The organism is Sphingomonas sp. 3P27F8, from assembly GCF_005502745.1.
Taxonomy (GTDB): Bacteria; Pseudomonadota; Alphaproteobacteria; order Sphingomonadales; family Sphingomonadaceae; genus Sphingomonas.
Genome location: NZ_SCNL01000007.1, coordinates 47,592 through 65,183, shown reverse-complemented (window position 1 = coordinate 65,183; position 17,592 = coordinate 47,592). Strand labels below are relative to the sequence as shown.

General features: G+C 62.4%; 16 protein-coding genes and 1 tRNA gene. 8 read left to right on the top strand and 9 right to left on the bottom strand.

All coding sequences use genetic code 11. From position 1 onward, the window contains the following. Positions 1-25 precede the first annotated feature (25 nt). Complete coding sequence (locus FFS35_RS09860; RefSeq protein ID WP_137786919.1) at positions 26-544, top strand: sterol desaturase family protein; 519 nt, start codon at positions 26-28, stop codon at positions 542-544. A gap of 36 nt (positions 545-580) precedes the next feature. Continuing rightward, entirely contained in the window at positions 581-895 is a 315-nt protein-coding gene (locus FFS35_RS09855) for a PilZ domain-containing protein (protein WP_249341559.1), read from the top strand. Between the two features lie 178 nt (positions 896-1,073). Here the strand turns inward: FFS35_RS09855 and FFS35_RS09850 are convergent. Then, positions 1,074-1,147: transfer RNA gene (locus FFS35_RS09850), tRNA-Gln, on the bottom strand. A gap of 141 nt (positions 1,148-1,288) precedes the next feature. Here FFS35_RS09850 and FFS35_RS09845 point away from each other — a divergent pair. Further along, complete coding sequence (locus FFS35_RS09845; RefSeq protein ID WP_171007586.1) at positions 1,289-2,326, top strand: Ppx/GppA phosphatase family protein; 1,038 nt, start codon at positions 1,289-1,291, stop codon at positions 2,324-2,326. Further along, positions 2,323-3,009 carry an RlmE family RNA methyltransferase gene (locus FFS35_RS09840; protein ID WP_137786917.1) on the top strand — a complete coding sequence of 229 codons (687 nt, stop codon included), beginning with the start codon at positions 2,323-2,325 and terminating at the stop codon, positions 3,007-3,009. The genes FFS35_RS09845 and FFS35_RS09840 overlap by 4 nt, the downstream gene beginning before the upstream one ends. Here FFS35_RS09840 and nhaA read toward each other — a convergent pair. Then, complete coding sequence (nhaA, locus tag FFS35_RS09835) at positions 2,998-4,191, bottom strand: Na+/H+ antiporter NhaA (RefSeq protein WP_137786916.1); 1,194 nt, start codon at positions 4,189-4,191, stop codon at positions 2,998-3,000. The genes FFS35_RS09840 and nhaA overlap by 12 nt on opposite strands. Positions 4,192-4,739: 548 nt before the next feature. Here nhaA and FFS35_RS09830 point away from each other — a divergent pair. The 4 genes from FFS35_RS09830 to FFS35_RS09815 all read left to right on the top strand — a co-directional run bounded on the left by FFS35_RS09830 (position 4,740) and on the right by FFS35_RS09815 (position 8,702). Continuing rightward, positions 4,740-5,861, top strand: coding sequence for a glycosyltransferase (locus FFS35_RS09830; RefSeq protein WP_137786915.1), 1,122 nt, complete (start codon positions 4,740-4,742; stop codon positions 5,859-5,861). Positions 5,862-5,969: 108 nt separating this feature from the next. Beyond that, the gene (locus FFS35_RS09825) at positions 5,970-7,091 is read left to right on the top strand and encodes an NAD-dependent epimerase/dehydratase family protein (protein ID WP_212742195.1); all 1,122 of its coding nucleotides are present in this window, start codon (positions 5,970-5,972) and stop codon (positions 7,089-7,091) included. A 14-nt stretch (positions 7,092-7,105) separates the two neighbouring features. After that, positions 7,106-8,122, top strand: a complete 1,017-nt coding sequence (locus FFS35_RS09820; RefSeq protein WP_137786913.1) for a hypothetical protein — start codon at positions 7,106-7,108, stop codon at positions 8,120-8,122. A gap of 19 nt (positions 8,123-8,141) precedes the next feature. Next, a complete protein-coding gene (locus FFS35_RS09815; RefSeq protein WP_137786912.1) occupies positions 8,142-8,702 on the top strand; it encodes a serine acetyltransferase in 561 nt (186 codons plus the stop codon). 12 nt (positions 8,703-8,714) lie between these two features. On the opposite strand, the gene FFS35_RS09810 is transcribed toward FFS35_RS09815, so the two are convergent. The 7 genes from FFS35_RS09810 to FFS35_RS09780 all read right to left on the bottom strand — a co-directional run bounded on the left by FFS35_RS09810 (position 8,715) and on the right by FFS35_RS09780 (position 17,568). Continuing rightward, entirely contained in the window at positions 8,715-10,307 is a 1,593-nt protein-coding gene (locus tag FFS35_RS09810) for a hypothetical protein (RefSeq protein ID WP_137786911.1), read from the bottom strand. Continuing rightward, positions 10,304-11,485: a hypothetical protein gene (locus tag FFS35_RS09805; protein ID WP_137786910.1), complete on the bottom strand. Its 1,182-nt coding sequence runs from the start codon at positions 11,483-11,485 to the stop codon at positions 10,304-10,306. Before FFS35_RS09805 ends, FFS35_RS09810 begins: the two co-directional genes overlap by 4 nt. 92 nt (positions 11,486-11,577) lie before the next feature. Then, on the bottom strand, positions 11,578-12,798 hold the full coding sequence (locus tag FFS35_RS09800; protein WP_171007585.1) for a glycosyltransferase: 1,221 nt from the start codon (positions 12,796-12,798) through the stop codon (positions 11,578-11,580). Further along, positions 12,795-14,312 (bottom strand): oligosaccharide flippase family protein, encoded by a 1,518-nt coding sequence (locus FFS35_RS09795; RefSeq protein ID WP_137786908.1) that lies wholly within the window; start codon positions 14,310-14,312, stop codon positions 12,795-12,797. Before FFS35_RS09795 ends, FFS35_RS09800 begins: the two co-directional genes overlap by 4 nt. A gap of 20 nt (positions 14,313-14,332) precedes the next feature. After that, positions 14,333-15,343: a polysaccharide biosynthesis protein gene (locus tag FFS35_RS09790; protein WP_137786907.1), complete on the bottom strand. Its 1,011-nt coding sequence runs from the start codon at positions 15,341-15,343 to the stop codon at positions 14,333-14,335. A gap of 71 nt (positions 15,344-15,414) precedes the next feature. After that, on the bottom strand, positions 15,415-16,530 hold the full coding sequence (locus tag FFS35_RS09785; protein WP_137786906.1) for a DegT/DnrJ/EryC1/StrS family aminotransferase: 1,116 nt from the start codon (positions 16,528-16,530) through the stop codon (positions 15,415-15,417). Between the two features lie 3 nt (positions 16,531-16,533). Beyond that, positions 16,534-17,568, bottom strand: a complete 1,035-nt coding sequence (locus tag FFS35_RS09780; RefSeq protein ID WP_283214564.1) for a DegT/DnrJ/EryC1/StrS family aminotransferase — start codon at positions 17,566-17,568, stop codon at positions 16,534-16,536. Positions 17,569-17,592 lie beyond the last annotated feature (24 nt).

Below are 17,592 nucleotides of genomic sequence, written 5' to 3'. Positions count from 1 at the left end.
GCCCGTCATGGCTATATCCCGCGCAATGCAATGGTGGTTCGGCCCGCTCCTGTTTCTGGTTACCGTCTCCGGGATGGAGGGCTTTGCCTATGTGATGCACCGCTGGGTGATGCATGGGCCGGGCTGGTTCCTTCACGAAAGCCACCATCGCGTGCGCACCGGACGGTTCGAACTGAACGACCTGTATGGCGTGATATTCGCCGTGCCTTCGATAATACTCCTTCTCGGCGGTACGCAGCTCGGCTGGTGGCAGGGCTGGGCATGGGTAGGCGCCGGCATTGCTGGTTATGGTGCGATCTATTTCGGATTTCATGATGTGATCGTCCATCGCCGCGTCTCCACCGGCTACCTGCCGAAATCCCGCTACATGAAGCGGATTGTTCAGGCGCATCGGTTGCATCACGCAGTCGGCACGAAGCACGGCGCGGTAAGTTTTGGCTTCATCCTCGCCTCACATCCTATCTCACTGAAACAGAAACTGAAACGACGCGAAACGGCTTTGCGCGCTGCGACGAAACGAAAAGATTCGTTTGCCGATTGGTAACCATTGGCCTCCCATAATAGGATGATGGATCGAGCCGTGTCGCTACCTGTACCCCAAGACGGCGAGGACAGCCGCCGCGCGTTGCGCAAGGCGGTGAAGATGCGCGCGCATCTGCGCGACCGCGGCACGACGCGTTTCGAGATCGATGTGGTCGATCTGTCCACCACCGGCTTCCGCGCGCAAACCAGCTTCACTCTGTGGCCGGGGCAGACCGTGTGGCTGACGCTGCCTGGCCTCGCAGGATTGGAAGCGGTCGTCGCATGGCGGGACAAATTCCGTTACGGCTGCGCCTTCGCGAAGCCGCTGCACCCGGCAGTGCTCGATCACATCGTTGCGCTGGGCAATAGCTAGAATCGCATTGGCTGGCCACGGCCGAACAGCGGGTCGTGGCGTCCGGCCCGATACGCAGCGGCTCCGTGTAATATAAGGGTCAGCCCGGAGGCGAGCGTTGCCAGAGCGATCAGGATCAGCGGGCGCCGTGCCGCGCGTGCGATTAAGGCTTTGAGCAGCGCGCGGGGCGAGGGAAAGGTGGATGCCCGACGTGGATTCGAACCACGATTGACGGAGTCAGAGTCCGTAGTCTTGCCGTTAGACGATCGGGCAACAGGGGGGCGCCTCTAGGCCGGAACGGGGGGTGTGGTCAAGCGTGGCTTGCCGGGCCGGTCACGAATCTGTAGCCTCAGGTCCAAGCACCGGGCGAAGCAGAAGTTTCGTGGCGGCAGAACAGAATAGAAAGTAACGGCAATGGGCGACTTTTCCGCCAGCTTGCCGCACCGGCAGGGGCAGGGTCCCGGTCGAACGGCTACCACTCCAGCGCGGCCCCGCACCGGTTTCGCGCGTCATTACGCGGCGCTCGATCTCGGCACCAACAATTGCCGGCTGCTGATCGCGCGGCCGCAGGGCGATGGGTTTGCGGTGGTGGACGCTTTCTCGCGCATCGTTCGGCTCGGCGAAGGACTGGCGAGCAGTGGGCGGCTTTCCGACGCGGCGATCGATCGCACCCTCGCCGCGCTGCGCGTTTGCGCCGACAAGCTGAGTCGCCGCAACGTCGCACTTGCACGTTCCGTGGCGACCGAGGCGTGCCGGCGTGCATCGAACGGGGCCGAATTCATCGCGCGCGTGCGCTCGGAAACGGGGATCCAACTCCATATCATCTCGGCGGAGGAGGAAGCGCGACTGGCGGTGCTCGGCTGCCACGTGCTGCTGGAGCCCGGAGACGGCCCCGCACTGGTGTTCGACATCGGCGGCGGATCGACCGAACTGGTGCTGATCGACACGACCGCCACCGTTCCCACCGTGCTGGACTGGCATTCCGCGCCGTGGGGCGTCGTTTCTCTGACTGAAAGCGTTGCAGTGGCCGAAGGCGCAGCAGGCCGGGCCGCCACCTATGAGCGGATGCGCGCGCTGGTGCGCGAAAGCTTTGCGCCGTTCGCGCAGCGGTTGCCGAGGGGGGCAGGGGAGCATCGGTTGCTGGGCACATCGGGCACGGTGACGACCCTCGCCTCTGTCCACCTGGGGCTCGATCGCTATGATCGCGCGGCGGTTGACGGGCTGATCGCGCCGGCGCACGCGATGCGCGACGTGTCCAACAGTCTTGCCCATATGTCCCCGGCGGAACGGGCGGCCCTGCCTTGCATCGGCCGCGAACGGGCCGATCTGGTCGTGGCGGGCTGTGCGATCCTCGAGACGATCCTCGATCTGTGGCCGGCCGAACGGATCGGGGTGGCGGATCGCGGTATCCGCGAGGGCATATTGCGCAGGCTGATGGCGGCTGGCCGATGACGCGCGGTGGCTCCGGGCTGCGTCAGCGCGTACGCACCGCCCGAAACCGCAGCGCGCAATCGACACGCTGGCTGGAACGGCAGCTCAACGATCCTTACGTCCATCGTGCGAAGGCGGAAGGCTATCGCAGCCGCGCCGCCTACAAGCTGACCGAGCTGGACGAGCGTTTCGGTATCCTGAAGGGCGCGAAGCGCGTCGTCGACCTGGGCATCGCACCGGGCGGCTGGAGCCAGGTGGTGCGGCGGATGGCCCCCAAAGCCGCCGTGGTGGGGATTGACCTGTTGCCGGTCGATCCGATCGATGGGGTGACGATCTTCCAGCATGATTTCATGGACGATGCCGCACCCGCGATGCTCATGGACGCGCTGGGCGGCGCGCCCGATATCGTGCTTTCCGATATGGCGGCGAATACCGTCGGGCATCCGCAGACCGACGCATTGCGCACGATGGCGCTGGTCGAAACCGCGTTCGCCTTCGCGATCGAGGTGCTGGCGCCGGGCGGCACCTTCGTTTCGAAGGTGTTCGCGGGCGGCGCGGATTCCGCGTTGGTGGCGGAGATGAAGCGCCACTTCACCTCCGTGAAACACGCGAAGCCGCCCGCCAGCCGCAAGGGCAGCGTCGAGTGGTTTGTTGTAGCGCAGGGCTTCAAAGGCCGGAGGGACGATTCCACGTCAGGCGCGTGAGCGGCCGGCCAGCGCCAGCGCCGCGAACCCGGTGACCGCCGAAAGCAACGATCCGGCCAGCACACCTATCTTGACCTCTTCCACCAGCGCGCCATCGCCGGGGAAAGCCAGGTCGCCGATGAACAGGCTCATGGTGAAGCCTATACCGGCCAGCAGCGCCATGCCGTAGATCTGCAGCCAGCTCACCCCGCCCGGCCGCTTCGCGATGCCGAGGCGCACCGCGCACCAGATACCGCCGAATACGCCGAATTGCTTGCCCAGAAACAGCCCGAGCGAAACACCCAGCACCACCGGCTGCGCCAACACGCTCCAGCCGACACCGCCCAACGAGACGCCGGCATTGGCAAAGGCAAACAGTGGGACGATCACCAGCGCCACCCATGGGCTGAGCGCATGTTCCAGGCGGTGGAGCGGTGATTCCGGCGCGTCGGGCGCACCGGGCGTTGGCACTACCGGGATGAACATGGCGGTCAACACCCCGGCGACTGTTGCGTGAACGCCAGATTGCAGCACAAAAAGCCACAGCGCCAAACCGGCGAACAGGTACGGCCAGAGCTTATGCACGCCGCGTCGGTTCATGACATACAGCACCACCAGCGCCAGCGCTGCGCCGATCAGCGCCAGCGCCCTAATCTCCTCGGTATAAGCGAGTGCGATGATCGCTACCGCCCCCATGTCGTCAACGATCGCGACAGTTGTGAGCAACAGCTTGAGTGCGGGCGGCACGCGCTTGCCCAGCATCGCCATCACGCCGATGGCGAAGGCGATATCGGTCGCCGCCGGAATCGCCCAGCCGCGCTGAAGGCCGCTGTTGTCACCCACCACCAGCAGATAGACTAGCGCAGGCACTGCCATGCCGGCGGCGGCGGCGATGAACGGCAGCCGCCGCTGATCGGCGCGCGCCAGCCGCCCGTCGACGAACTCGCGCTTGATCTCCAGTCCGACGAGCAGGAAAAACAGCGCCATCAGCGCATCGTTGATCCACAGATGCACCGTCATCGGGCCTAGCGCCGTCGACAGCGTTGGCCCGGTTTCGGCATGCAGCATGCGCGCATACGAGCCTGCGGTTGCCGGCATGTTCGCCGCGACCATGGCCAGTCCGGCGGCCGCGATCAGTACGAAGCCTCCTGCCGTTTCGCCGCTCAGGAACGCGCGCAATGCCGAAGCAGGCCGACGGCTCATGGCCACAGGCCGGCAACAGGGTGTTGGAGGTGCGCACCGGCATCAAGGCTCAACGATTGCATTGCCCCAGTCTAACTTGTGGTTGCCGCGGACACGAGTGCCTCGGCACTGTTCAAGCGACAAATCCACGTTCGAGGCGCCGCATGCCGGAACTGTGCAGCGGTTCTTATGTAATGGGCGCTCTTGGCGGATCACCCGCACCGGGATCGCCGATGGCCAGGAGGCACGCATATGCGGGCGCCGGATCGGCAACCTGCAATCCCTGGGCTGGATATCGGTGATCAACACGGCATCGAGCGTGGCCATCTCGAGATTCGCCTCCCGGCGGACGACGGTAAGGTCGGTCTAACCTAAGCATCAGGACATCGAGCGGCCATTGGTTCCTGCGCAGCCATCCTGCTTTTGCCCGCGTTGAATGCAGCTTCTGCGAAGCCGCGTTCTGCGCATACGCCTTGCCCGCCTGCGGATCGCACGGTAGGCGCTGTCGCCGCGCATCAGATCGATTTCCAGCGGATCGTGTTCGCCTCAGGAGTCTGGCGGGAAAAGCAATGACGACGCGACATCTGGTTGTCTCTGCCGTGAATTTCAGCGAAGGTGGCCCGCTGACCGTCCTGATCGATGCTCTCGATAGCGCGGCCGACACACTTGGCCCCGAGTGGACAATCACGGCGCTTGTTCATGACGAAGCGCTGGTCGCCAATCCGCGCATTCGCACGATCGCGTTCCCGCAATCGAAGCGCAGCTGGCTTTCGCGCCTGCGGCTGGAATGGCGAGAGTTTGGCAAACTGTCTCGACAGATGATGCCGGACCTGTGGCTATCGCTTCACGATATGACGCCGAATGTAGAGGCGCGGCGCCAAGCGGTATATTGTCACAACCCGTCGCCTTTCTACAAAGCGAGTCTGAAGGAAGCCAGGTTCGATATAAAGTTCTTTCTGTTCAACATCCTGTATCTGAGGCTGTACAAGGTTCTCATAAACAGAAATTACGCGGTCATCGTCCAGCAATCATGGCTACGCGACGCATTTCGCCGCGAAGTCGGGCATCCCCGCGTCGTGGTCGCGCGCCCCGCCAAGCAGGCCGTGACGAGTGAAGACGAACCCGCGGTCCCGCAGCGGTTGCGGATGGCGACGCGGGACGCGCCGCTTCGGCTGCTCTATCCTGCGCTTCCCCGTGTCTTCAAGAATATCGAAATCCTGTGCGAGGCGGTGCACAGACTTCCGGCAGAGCTGATACCGCTTGTCGATCTGCGACTTACCATGGATGGAACCGAGAACAGATGGGCCGCCCACCTTGCCCGGCAATATGGCGATGTTGCCGGCATCAGCCTGATCGGCCGGCAGGATCGCGTGCGCATGACCGCCGAATATGAACAGTGCGACGTCGTCCTCTTCCCGTCGCGCCTCGAGACTTGGGGCCTCCCGATCACCGAAGCCAAGGGTTTCGGCAAACCACTACTGGTGGCAGACTTGCCCTATGCTCACGAAACAGTCGGAAACTACGATGCCGTAAGCTTTGTGGCGGTCGACGATCCCTGCGCCTGGCGTGACGCGATCGCGCGAATTGCAGCTGGCGCGTGGGAACCTCAAGGCAATGTGACTCCCGAACCGGAACAGCCGTTCATGAAGGATTGGCCGTCGCTTTGGCGCTACCTCACCGATGGGCTGTAAAGACAAGGATTTACGTGTCGGGGGATGCTCATCTAGGGATGCTCGGCTCGACAGTGATCAGCGTGCCGGATCCGTTTCGGCACGACAGATGTAAGTGAAGGGTTGTCGATGAAGATCATGGTGACGGGCGGCTTAGGTTTCATCGGCCAGGCGCTTGGAAAGAAACTGCAGGAACTGGGCCATGAGGTGGTTCTGGTCGATAGTCTGACGCCCCAGATCCACGGCGCGCTGCCTGTTGTCATACCGCCCGCCGGTGCGGACGTCGTACGGCTCGACGTTCGCGACCTCGCGCGGCATTCCGAACTGGTCGATGGGTGCGACGCGATCTACCACCTAGCCGCGGAGACCGGCACCGCCCAGTCGATGTACCGGGTGCAGGACTATGTCGCCGTCAACGAACTCGGTACCGCGGCGTTGATCGAAGCCATTGCTTCGGCTGATCGCAAGCCCGGTAGGGTTATCCTGGCCTCGAGCCGCAGCGTGTACGGCGAGGGGGCCTATGTTGCGCCCGATCGCCCCGATATGCTCGTCCAGCCCATGCCGCGCTCGCCAGCCCAGCTGGCGGACAATCTGTGGGAGCCGCGCTCCGCAAACGGCACGCCTCTCACCGCCGTGCCGACACCGGAAGACCTGCCGTTTTCCCCCGGATCGATCTACGCGGCGACCAAGGCGTCCCAGGAACTACTACTACGTGCGGCTGGCCCCGCGCTGGGGTTCAAGCCCGTCATCTTCCGGTTCCAGAACGTCTATGGCGAAGGGCAATCGCTGCAGAATCCCTATACCGGCATTATCTCGATCTTCTTCAACCGCGCACGGCAGGGAATGACGATCCCGGTCTACGAGGACGGACTGGAATCCCGCGATTTCATCCATATTGAGGATATTGTCGATGGACTGGTCGCGGCGCTGGACGCCGACCTGCCGGACGGCGCCACGATGAACCTGGGCGCAGGCGCGCCGACAACCGTTCTCGATCTCGTCGACCAGCTGCTCAAATCGGGCGGTTTCCGCGTACCCGTGCAGGTAACGGGCCAGTACCGCGTCGGCGATATTCGCCATTGCTTCGCCGATCTGACTCGGGCGCGCAGCCTGTTGGGTTTCGAGCCAAGGGTGACGCTCGTGGAGGGGCTGACGCGCTTCTGCGCATGGGCAGGAGAGCAGCCGGTACACGAGGACAGGCTGGAACAGGCCGCGGCCGAACTGCGCGCGCGCAAGCTGATGGGTGCCTGACCGGCGTGGCAGACATGCAGAATTTCCTTGCGCGGGAGCGCGCCGGTTCGCTTGCGGGCAAGCGCATCCTTTTTTTTTCCGTGCGCTATTTCGGCTATGAGCAGCAGATCATGGCGGAACTTCGAGCGCGAGGGGCGGAGGTCGATTACCTTCCGGACCGCCCCTTCAACACGCCGCTGATGACCGCGATCACGCGCTATTCACGTGCCGCTGTCATGCGGTTCGCTGACCGCTTCTACCGGCGCAAGCTGGCCGAGTTCGGTAACCGGCAATATGATCTGGTGTTCGTGGTCAACGGGCAGACCCTGTCGAACGGACTCCTGAAGGAGATGCGCGCGCGCATGCCATCCGCGCGCTTCCTGTTCTACATCTGGGATTCGATGCGCAACAAGCCGAAGGCGCAGGAAATCCTGCCTTTCTTCGACGAATGCGTAACGTTCGATCCGGATGCCGCGCAGCGTTACGGGATGCGGCTGCTGCCGCTGTTCTTTGCTCCCGGCTTCGAGCCAAGTGATGGCGCGCCGAAATATGATCTGAGTTTTATCGGCACTGCGCATTCGGATCGGTTCCACATTATCTCGACGATCAACAAAGGGCTCGCGCCGGACGTGCCGCGGTTCTGGTATCTGTTTCTTCAGGCGCCATGGGTCTTCTATGCGCAGAAGGCGATCAACCCGGCGTTCAGGAACGCGAAGTACGACGATTTCAGATATGAGCCGTTGCCGTTTCCGACCGTGCAGCAAACCTTCGCAAGATCGCGCGCGATTGTCGACATGGAGCATCCGCATCAGACCGGGCTTACCATGCGGACGTTCGAGGCCGTTGGCGCGAGCAAGAAGCTGATCACGACGAACAGTCATATCAGAGATTATGACTTTTATGATCCGCAGAACATTCACATCATCGACCGGGCGGATCCCGCGATCCCGGAGGATTTTCTCAAGACGCCCTATCGCGCGTTGCCAGGGGTGATCCAGTACAAGTACAGCCTCCCAGGGTGGATAGACAACGTCCTAGAAAACTCGTTGTGACGGCATCGGCGGAGTTACCATGACCGGCTTGGTCTATCTTCTCAAATCCGATTTGGAACGTCACTATTTCTATACCGGACGTGTGGGGAAAGAAGTTCGCGTTTATCATCTTTGGCGGAACTTTCTGGTTCCGCGCTGCTCGCCAGTCGGGATATACCGGCTTTCACGCTGGTTGCACGAAAAGCGAATGGTACCGTTGGCCAAGATACTGACGTGGGTGAATTTCTTCCTTTTCGGCATCGAGATCGCGTCTAATTGCGAGATTGGCCCGCATTTTTACATGCCACACGCGTCGGGCACGGTGATCGGCGCGATGTCGATCGGGCATCATGCCGTCATCTACCATCAGGTTACCATCGGCGCGAAGGATATCATGTTCAGCTATGATGCCCGCCCAGTGGTGGGGGACCATGTCTTGATTGCGTCGGGTGCCAAGATCATCGGCGATATCGTGATCGGAAACGGCTGCGTCATCGCGGCCAACGCCGTCGTCAACAAATCGACCCCTGAAAACTGCATGCTGGCCGGGGTGCCCGCAAAGCCTACCCCGGTGAGGCGCCGTCCCGATGAGAAGGTCTGACCGCGACGGCCGTTAAACAGGCTGATCCCGGAACAGTCCGTCGTTCAGCATCTCCGTCGCCGCCATTCGGCTAGGAAAACAGATGAGCTGGTAGCCGCCGATGCGTATGGATGCCGGGCCCGCGCTTCGGATAAGAAAACCAATCTGATCGAGCGGACGGTCGATGAAAGCGACACCGCCGATCGTTGTCCAGGCGTCCGCGTCAAGCGTTGTCTGAGTAGAGATTCCGGCACGGCCGGCGATCACGAACTCTACAGGCGCACCTGAAATCCGGCGATAGCTGAAGGTCCAGGCGAGATAAGCGGGCGCGGGGACGGCGATCGTGGCCACATACCCTGCGTCGCCGGCCACGAGATCGAGTTGCTGGCTGGCGGCAAGTCCCGGTAGGATCGCGTCGGGAACACTGCGACTGAGTACCCTGCGCTTGCCCTCGACATTCATTGGCGCGGCGCACGTCCCGACCGCATGAGCGCCGTCGATCCGGGGACGGACGATACCGATGCGATGCGGCAAGCGGAAGATGGCGCCGGTCGGGCCAAAATTCTTCTGATTGGCGTTCGTCAGGCTGCGGGTCAGACCCGGAACAACCCTGTCGCCGAAAATGCGGGCGTCGTAATGGGTTAGGGTGGCAGCCGGGCTCGCTTCCACGACGTCAAGCATATCGAGCGCGCATGACCGGGTGACGACGCTGGTGTCGCCAAGCAGCACCATCGCCCCCGGCGGCGTATCGCTGAATTCGATCAGGCCGACGCGATCGGCAAACAGGAAGGCGGGGGATCGATACTTGCCGGCGAGCTGGATGCCGTGGGAAGATCCGCCGGTCGCATTGTTCTCGTTCCAGCACGATCGCACGCTGATGCCGGGCACCCCGTCGCGGCTTTCGAACCGCGCGAACACGAAGACGAAGCCGGGGTTGCTCTCAAAGGTGCAGGTATCGAATGTGATCTGACCCGATCCAGGGACAGAACTGTCGACGTACAGCACTGCCTTGGCCGCTTCCTGGAAATGGCAATCCCGCGCACTCAGCACGCCATCGTGCATGATGAGCCCGTCGGCTCCCCGGAAGCTCTGCCCCCAAATATGATAATCGGCCGCGTCGAACTGGCAGCCTTCTAGGTACAGCCCGATATTGCCCGATGACCGCCGGACGCAGATCGAAAAGCCCGTGAACCTTACATTGCGTAGGATGGTTCGGCCGGTGAAACGATCCGCTGCCGTGTCGCCATAATCCAGCGCCGTGCCCTTGCCCGATCCCTTGATCGTGAGGTCCGAGATTGTCACCGCGTCCCAGCCTGCGGTGGCATAGCGCTGCTGGAATACCGGCAAGTCGGGATTGCGGGGAACAAGGATCGTCGCGTTTCGCCCCGCTCCGCACAGATGCACCACGCGCGAATGCATGACGAGCGTGACGTTATGAACGCCCGCTGGAAGCCGCAACGTACCCCCGCCCGCCGCCGCGATCGCGTCATAGCGGCGCTGCAGGTCGGCGTAATCGCTGCCTTGGGTAGAAGGGGCCGGCGCTTCGGCGAATACCAAACTGTCGCCGCGAGCGCCGGCCGCCAATCCGGACAGCCCTAACAAGGTATCACGCCGCGATACCTTCATGGGAGAAGGCGCCTGACCGCGGCGCGCCGGATTCGCAGATAACCATGCTCCAGCGCCATGAGCGAAGCGGGCACCATCAGAACCATCGTGCCGGTAAAATAACCTCCCCCGCGCACGAACAGTTCGATGGAAAGACCCGCAATGACAGAAAGAGCAAAACGCTCCTGCGCCGACCCCGGTAGCCCGCTTGACAAGGCTCGTAGCGCGAGCACCGCCTTCACGAGTGCATAGAGATAGACCGCAATCAGCCCGATGCCTACAAAGCCCAGTTCGGCTATAAGCTTCGCGGCGGTAAAGCCGCCGTCGCGCAGATTGGCGTCGTCACCGTTGATGCTGTAGATCAGATCGCTGGTCGGCACGTTGAGTGGCACGACGCCGAGCTGCTGGAAACCGATGCCTAACCCGGCGGTCTTGCGTAAGCCGGCTTCGACCAACTCAAGTCCCTGGATGTAGACTAGAGTGGACACGTTCGTGGTGTTCACCGAGAAATCCAAGCGATCGGTGAAATAGCTGATGTCGAGATAGCCGATTACGGCGCTGAGGCCGACCAGTGCGCCCGCCAGCAGCGAGAACGACAGGCAGCATGCCGCCGCCAACCCGACGGCGACGACTAGCGAGAGACTCTGAAGCAACAGGGCCAGCAACAGCGCAATTGCAAGCCACGCTAGCCGAACCGGCAACGACGACCGTACGCACTGATAGATCAGGAAGGGCGAGAAACTCAGCGCGAAGTGCGATGGCTCCGTGAATGGAAAGATTGGCTTGCTGTAATCCGATTTTAGCGGCTGGATGCCCAGGATCGAAAGGACGCCGACCGTCACGAAGGCAATGCAGATGCCTGTCAGCACCCGATCGAGGGATGCAGGCGCCGTCTGTTGCAGAATGAGGCGCATCAGATAGCCAGTAATGACGACAACAATGGCCGCGACAACAGAGCCCGCTACGCGTTGTACGTCCATTGCTACGAACAGTGATACGACCAGGCTTTGAAACAGGATCACGAAAACCGCGATCACAGTAGTCGTCAGTATTATCGCCCAGTACCGCCCCCCCGTCATCGCGTAGAATCCCAAGGCGCCGGCGCCCAGGATGATGGTGCAGGCACCCAATAAGCCCGGCATCGTCGATGATGCATCGAACGCGAACAGTGCCAGAAAAGGCATCGCGATGATGAGCAACAGCGCGCATAAAGCAATCGCTCCCCCGTAGCGGTCGGGACGGCTGTTTGCTCCCGCAGTCCTCCCAACCGGGTCGGGTGACGTTGGCGATATCACCGCGCTGCTGCCAGCGAACGGGGCTGTTCGTTGCGGATCGTTCCCGGTGCCGGTTCCCGCGCGCTCGCGCAGTCCGGCAGTTTCAGTACGATCCCCCGATCGGCGATATACTGCTCCAGACGATCATAGGCGGCTGAAATGTCAGGCAGGTCGTCAAAGCGAATAGCCGTACCGCCCGCCTTGGGCGCTGTCAGCCGTATAGCGTAGCGGCGGGTCTGGAAGACCAGTTCACGCGCAATTTCCCATGTTATTGCCAACCAAGGCGACGCGCTGCTGCTACGCGCTGCGAGGATTTTCGCACGCTGCCGACGATGGCGCAGTAGAGACACCGCATAAACGCGGGCAAGGTTGGGGCGCAGATCGGTCCGTTCGATCCGGTCCACCGCCTTTTTGAGCGAATAGGCCCAGACGTTGTGGGGCGCGTAGAAGGCGGGGAGCGCAGGATCCCATCGCAGATCCGCGAAGGCGGCCGTGTGCGGGTGCTCCGCGAGCGAAGTCAAGTCGGTGCCCGCCGCGCCGGTGCCAGCGGTGCTGCTGGGCGAGCCACCCGGCAGGCAAAAGGGATAGTCGACCTGCCAGACGTTCGCCGCTTGGTCGCTAATCAGGGCGGCACTGTAAATATCCGGGGTCACCCCACCGAACAGGGTTCCATAACGTGCCTTCACCTTATCGATCAGCGCGCGCGAAACCAGGCCGTGATAGACACGGGGCATGTTGCCGAGCCCCGATCCCAAATCGCGCAAGGTCCGGCGAAGGGCTGCGACGGCGTCTATCCGCCTCGCCGTGCCCGTGAATGGCCGCACGAACAGTCGGCTTGCATAACCGTTGCCATAGAAGCGCGATCGCACGCCGGGCCAGAAATAGTTGGCGAGGAAGGAATCGCCGTAGCTAACGACCGCGTCGACACCGCAACGGTCCGCCCATTGGGCAATCTTCTCAAGCCCGGGCCCTATGCAGTCATCATCCCCGATGAACATCACGTACCGACCGCGGGCGCCAGCCAGCGCAAACTCGAAATGCGATACGACGTCCATCGGCCGATCGGGCCGTACATATTCGACCGTCTCTGCCGGCAGCATCGCGCGCAACCTGTCGTCGGCGCTGGTATCGCTAACGATGATCTGCGCGCTGGGCAGCACCGCAATGATCTTGCGCACCGCCTCTGCGGCATAGACCTGACGGTTGTGGGTGGGGATGACAATAGTGATCAGCGTCACGGGATTTCCTTCTGTGCCGCCCAGCCCGGACGATTGCGCTCGCGCAGAAACACGGCTGCGCATGCCAGCATTCCCACAGCACTGGCAACAGCCATCGGTCCGAGCAGGGCCAGCGGGGCCGGAACCGCGAAGGCCGCCGCGACCGCATGAAGCGAGAGATAAGCGAGTGTGATAACCAGCATCGGCATAAGATACGCGATTGCCAGAAAGCGGGCCATCGCTCCCCAGCCAATTCTGCTGGCAAGGCGCAGCCAAAGCCCAACGAAGCCGGCCGCGTAGAAAGCGCAATAGCTCCACGCCACCCCGACAAGATCGTGATGCGCTGCGAAAAATGGCGTCGCGATCAAAACCCCGATCGCTGCCACAATAGACAAACGCGCGAGATATCCGTTGTCCTCGGCCGCGATCAGATAGGTGGTCGGGTAATAGCCCGTGGCGGACAAGGCGCCGCCGGCCAGCAGGATCGGCGCGATGATCATTATCCTGTTCACCTGAGCAGCATCATGCAGCCAGAGCATCAGCCAGTCCGACATCTGGAACGCCAGGCTAAGCGATGGCCCGACCACGATGCACATGAGCACAAGCTGGAACGTGAGTGCCAGGCGATATTCGCGGACGCTGTCCCCGGCGTGTCGCGCATGGGCTACGCGCGGGGCAAAATAGCTGTTGATCGGTCCCGAAAGGATGCCCACCGGCACGAGCGCATAGGTGGTCGCCAGGAAATAGGTGCCGGCAATCTTAAGCGAGATGAAGGCGCTGACGATCGACTTGTCGAGATTGACCGCTGCCGCGCCGCCCAGCGTGTAAAGTACGAGCGGCGTGCAGCGCCGCATTAACCGCATCATCTCCGGCAAATTCAGCAACCGCTCGCCATCAGTACTCGCCGCGCAGCCGCGCTCCAGCACCCAACGCGCTAGGACGAAGTGGACCGTGGCCATTGCAACCTGGACCTGGAGAAGCGCCGAAAAGCTCGGCATCGACCGCAAAACGATGACGGTCGCCGCGCCGCGCGCAAGCGCGCCTGCCACTGAAATTCCCGCGCCGGCGCGGTAAAGACCGAGTGCGTTCAGGCTCAATTGGACGATGTTGGTGCCTACCAGCAGCACCATTAGGATCGCGATCAAACCCGCGTTAACGCCGGCCGTTAAAGACCACGGCACCGGCGCCCCGGCCAGCGGCAGCGAGATCGCCACCGCCAACACGCCCAGCGCTAGCACCGCCAGGATCACTTCCGCCCGCCGCCGCGTCCACGCCACCGCAGCCAGTGCCGCCGGATTGTCCCGCGCGACCGCGGTATCCCGGCTGATGAGCGTCGCTAAGCCCAGATCTGACATCAGGAAGAAGGCTTGGAGCGACAGGACCACCGCGATCGCGCCGAACGCATCGGCACCAAGCAGCCGGTTGTATTGCGGGATGAAGAACAGAGTGACGAGAATTCCGCCGACTCGCCCCGCGAAAAGCGATACGAAATCCGCGAGAATGGCAAATCCGTGACTACTGCGCGAACGGCTCATGGGGATCGGCAGCGCCGACGTCAGCGCCGCAGTGCGGCCTGAACATGTGGCAGTGTCAGCAGAAGCTGCTTGGTTTGCGCTACATCAAGCCGGTTTGTATTGTGCGAGGTGTAGTCGTCGATCTGGTTCAACGCCTGCGACCCTTCTGAAATGAACAGTTCGTAGTTGAGATCTCGGTTGTCTGCCGGCACCCGCCAATAGCGGCCCATATCGTCTGCCTTGGCCATTTCCTCGCGCGAGACGAGCGTCTCGTAAAGCTTCTCTCCATGCCGCGTGCCCAGGATGCCGGTATTGAGCGGGACATTGAACAGCTCGCTGAGCGCGATCGACAGCGTTTCGATGGTGCAGGCCGGCGCTTTCTGGACGAAGATGTCACCCTGCTCTCCGTTTCGAAAGGCGTGCAGAACAAGGTCGACCGAATCCTCGAGCGACATCATGAACCGCGTCATGGCGGGATCGGTAATCATCATCGGCTGCCCGGCCTTGATGCGTTCGATGAACAACGGGATAACCGATCCGCGGGAGGCCATGACGTTACCGTAACGGGTTGCACACAAGACCGGACCGTCGGCGTGCATCGCCCGCGCATGCGATACGAGTACCTTTTCGGCCATCGCCTTGGATATGCCCATTGCGTTGATCGGATAGACGGCCTTGTCGGTGCTGAGAAGCACGAGGCGGTGTACCCCGTTTGCGATCGCCGCGCGGATCACGTTGTCGGTGCCGGTCACGTTCGTGCGCACCGCCTCCATCGGGTAAAATTCGCACGACGGAACCTGTTTGAGCGCAGCCGCGTGGAACACGAAATCCACGCCGCGCATGGCCGTGTCGATCGATTGCGGATCGCGGGTATCGCCGATGACGAAACGCACCTTCGGGCTTTTCAGCGCCAGCCGCAAATCCTCTTGCTTCTTCTCGTCCCGAGAGAAGACGATGATCTGGCGGACGCCGGTTTCGACAAACCGTCCCAGAACGGTCGTTCCAAAGGAGCCCGTTCCGCCGGTAATCATCAAGGTCTTGCCGTCAAGCATGAAATCTTCCCTTCGCCCTTGGACGGGCATGGTCACGAAAATTGCCGGATGCTTGCATCCGGCGAGGTGAATCACGTCCGTTGCGCGCTCTGGCGAACCGCCGCGACGATCCGATCAAGTTCATCGTGCGACAACCACCACCCGCAAGGAAGTGCAAGCATCTCCTTTTCGAGCATCGTCGTGCCGGGCAGATTCCGCCTGTTCGCATGGAAGCCGGTGTAGACATCGTTGCGCTGATGCAGTCTGGAACATTGGATCCCGGCGGACTTGAGGCCGGTCATCAAACGGTCGCGCGTGGTGCTGCGAACCAGCGCCACCCAGAAGACGCCTCTTGCGCCCTGGAGCTCGGCAACGAAGCGCAAACCGGGGACATCGGCCAATTCGGCGGACAGCCGTTCGACATTGCTCCGGTTGCGGGCGAGACGCGCGTCGAGGTCGTTCATCGCGTGATCGGCAAGCGTTGCGTTGACATTGGTCAGCGACGACGCAACGCCGATCTCCGCGACATCGAGCGCCGGATCGATCTCCCCGTCCGGGGTCCGGAACCGTGCCGTATCAATACCAAAGCGCCGCAATATTCGTACTCGCGCGGCGTCCTCCTCCCGCGCGCAGACAAGCGCGGCACCCTCTATGCCGTTGACCTGTCGGTTGGCGTAGAAAGAGAATACGGCGAAATCGCCGATCGTACCGGCACGCCGTCCGCGCCATTCGGCGCCCAGCGCAGCGTTTGCATCCTCGATCAGCGGTACGCCGGCGGCGTCGCACAAGGAGCGTACGGCATCCAGGTCGCCGATATAGCCGGCCAGATGGTAGACGACGACCGCGCGTATCCGTTCGGTGAAACAGGCGGCGAGATCGGCGATGTCGATGCTGCCCGTGTCCGGATCTACATCCACCCATACCGGCGTGGCGCCGACAAGCGCGATCGCGCTGTTCGATGACATGCAGTTCATCGCCAGCGTGATGACCTCGTCGCCCGCCCCGACGCCCGCCAGGCGCAGCGCCATTGCTAGTGCCTGGGTCATGTCGCTCATCGCAGCGACGGCTCGATCGCCGACATAGGCGCCGAGCCGTTGCTCGAGGGCCGGCACTGCGGGGCCCGATGCCAGCCGCCCACTGCGCCACAGTGGATCAAGGGCGCGGGCAGCTACATCGTCCACGCGACAATCGAAGAGCGCGATCGTCATGGTCTATACCTGGCGCAAGGCATCAGCAATGCGGGCCCGATCCTCGTCGGTGACCCACCAGCCGCATGGGATGTGTACCAGCCGGCGATAGAATTCCTCTAGTCCCGGCAACGGACGTCGATAGGGTGCGAACACCGAATGCAGATGGTTCGGGCGATGCAGCTTGGATGCGGCAACGCCGATTTCGGCCAACCGGCGTTCGACCGCGTCGGAGTCTTCGGCCAAGAGCGTGTAGATCCAATAGCTCGGCTCGCTGGCCTGTTCAATCCCGACGCAGGCAAGGCCAGGCACGCCAGCGACCGCCGTGTCGAAGAAGCGGCCATTCTCCTTATGCCGGTCTATGGCGGCGTCGATACTGTCAAGCTGGCGCAGGCCGATCGCGCCCGCCACGTTTGTCATGTTGTACTTGTAGCCCGCGCGCGTGATATCGACCTCGGTGCGCGGCACACCCTTTTCCAGGCCGAACCAGCGCAGTTTGCGCGCGTCGCGGATCCGGCTAGGATCGCGAAGCACCAGCGCCCCCCCATCTACCGTCGTCATGTGCTTGATCGCCTGGAACGAGAAGATCGCGGCATCGCCGATCGTGCCGATCGCCTGGCCGGCATAGCGCGCGCCGAGCGCGTGGGCGCAGTCCTCGATTAATGCGACGTCGTGCCGATCGGCAATCTCGCGTAATGCGTTCAACCGGGCTGGATAGCCCGCATAATGAACCACCAGAATCGCACGCGTGCGCGGCCCGATACAGGCTTCGACGGATCGGGGATCGAGATTGCCGCTGTCCGGTTCGACATCGGCAAAGACGGGGATTGCCCCGGTTTGCAGGATGGTCGTATTAGTCGGTTCTGCGGTCATCGATGTCGTAACGACTTCATCTCCCGGCTCGACGCCGCAACTCAGAAGCGCGACATGCAGGGCGGCCGTACCACTGCTGAACCCGAGAATCTCTGGCAGTCCGAAATGCGCGGCAAAACGCCGCTCGAACTCGTACACATGCTCGCCTTCCGCCAGCATGCCGCCGTAAAGAACGTCCTCAAGCATTGGCACGAGCCGATCAGCCGGCGG

Coding starts and splice junctions, on each gene's coding strand:
- FFS35_RS09845 (WP_171007586.1), top strand. CDS start 1,289: ATGGGCGACTTTTCCGCCAGCTTGCCGCACCGGCAGGGGCAGGGTCCC.
- nhaA (WP_137786916.1), bottom strand. CDS start 4,191: ATGAGCCGTCGGCCTGCTTCGGCATTGCGCGCGTTCCTGAGCGGCGAA.
- FFS35_RS09820 (WP_137786913.1), top strand. CDS start 7,106: ATGCAGAATTTCCTTGCGCGGGAGCGCGCCGGTTCGCTTGCGGGCAAG.
- FFS35_RS09785 (WP_137786906.1), bottom strand. CDS start 16,530: ATGACGATCGCGCTCTTCGATTGTCGCGTGGACGATGTAGCTGCCCGC.
- FFS35_RS09815 (WP_137786912.1), top strand. CDS start 8,142: ATGACCGGCTTGGTCTATCTTCTCAAATCCGATTTGGAACGTCACTAT.
- FFS35_RS09840 (WP_137786917.1), top strand. CDS start 2,323: ATGACGCGCGGTGGCTCCGGGCTGCGTCAGCGCGTACGCACCGCCCGA.
- FFS35_RS09780 (WP_283214564.1), bottom strand. CDS start 17,568: ATGCTTGAGGACGTTCTTTACGGCGGCATGCTGGCGGAAGGCGAGCAT.
- FFS35_RS09860 (WP_137786919.1), top strand. CDS start 26: ATGCAATGGTGGTTCGGCCCGCTCCTGTTTCTGGTTACCGTCTCCGGG.
- FFS35_RS09830 (WP_137786915.1), top strand. CDS start 4,740: ATGACGACGCGACATCTGGTTGTCTCTGCCGTGAATTTCAGCGAAGGT.
- FFS35_RS09790 (WP_137786907.1), bottom strand. CDS start 15,343: ATGCTTGACGGCAAGACCTTGATGATTACCGGCGGAACGGGCTCCTTT.
- FFS35_RS09810 (WP_137786911.1), bottom strand. CDS start 10,307: ATGAAGGTATCGCGGCGTGATACCTTGTTAGGGCTGTCCGGATTGGCG.
- FFS35_RS09825 (WP_212742195.1), top strand. CDS start 5,970: ATGAAGATCATGGTGACGGGCGGCTTAGGTTTCATCGGCCAGGCGCTT.
- FFS35_RS09795 (WP_137786908.1), bottom strand. CDS start 14,312: ATGAGCCGTTCGCGCAGTAGTCACGGATTTGCCATTCTCGCGGATTTC.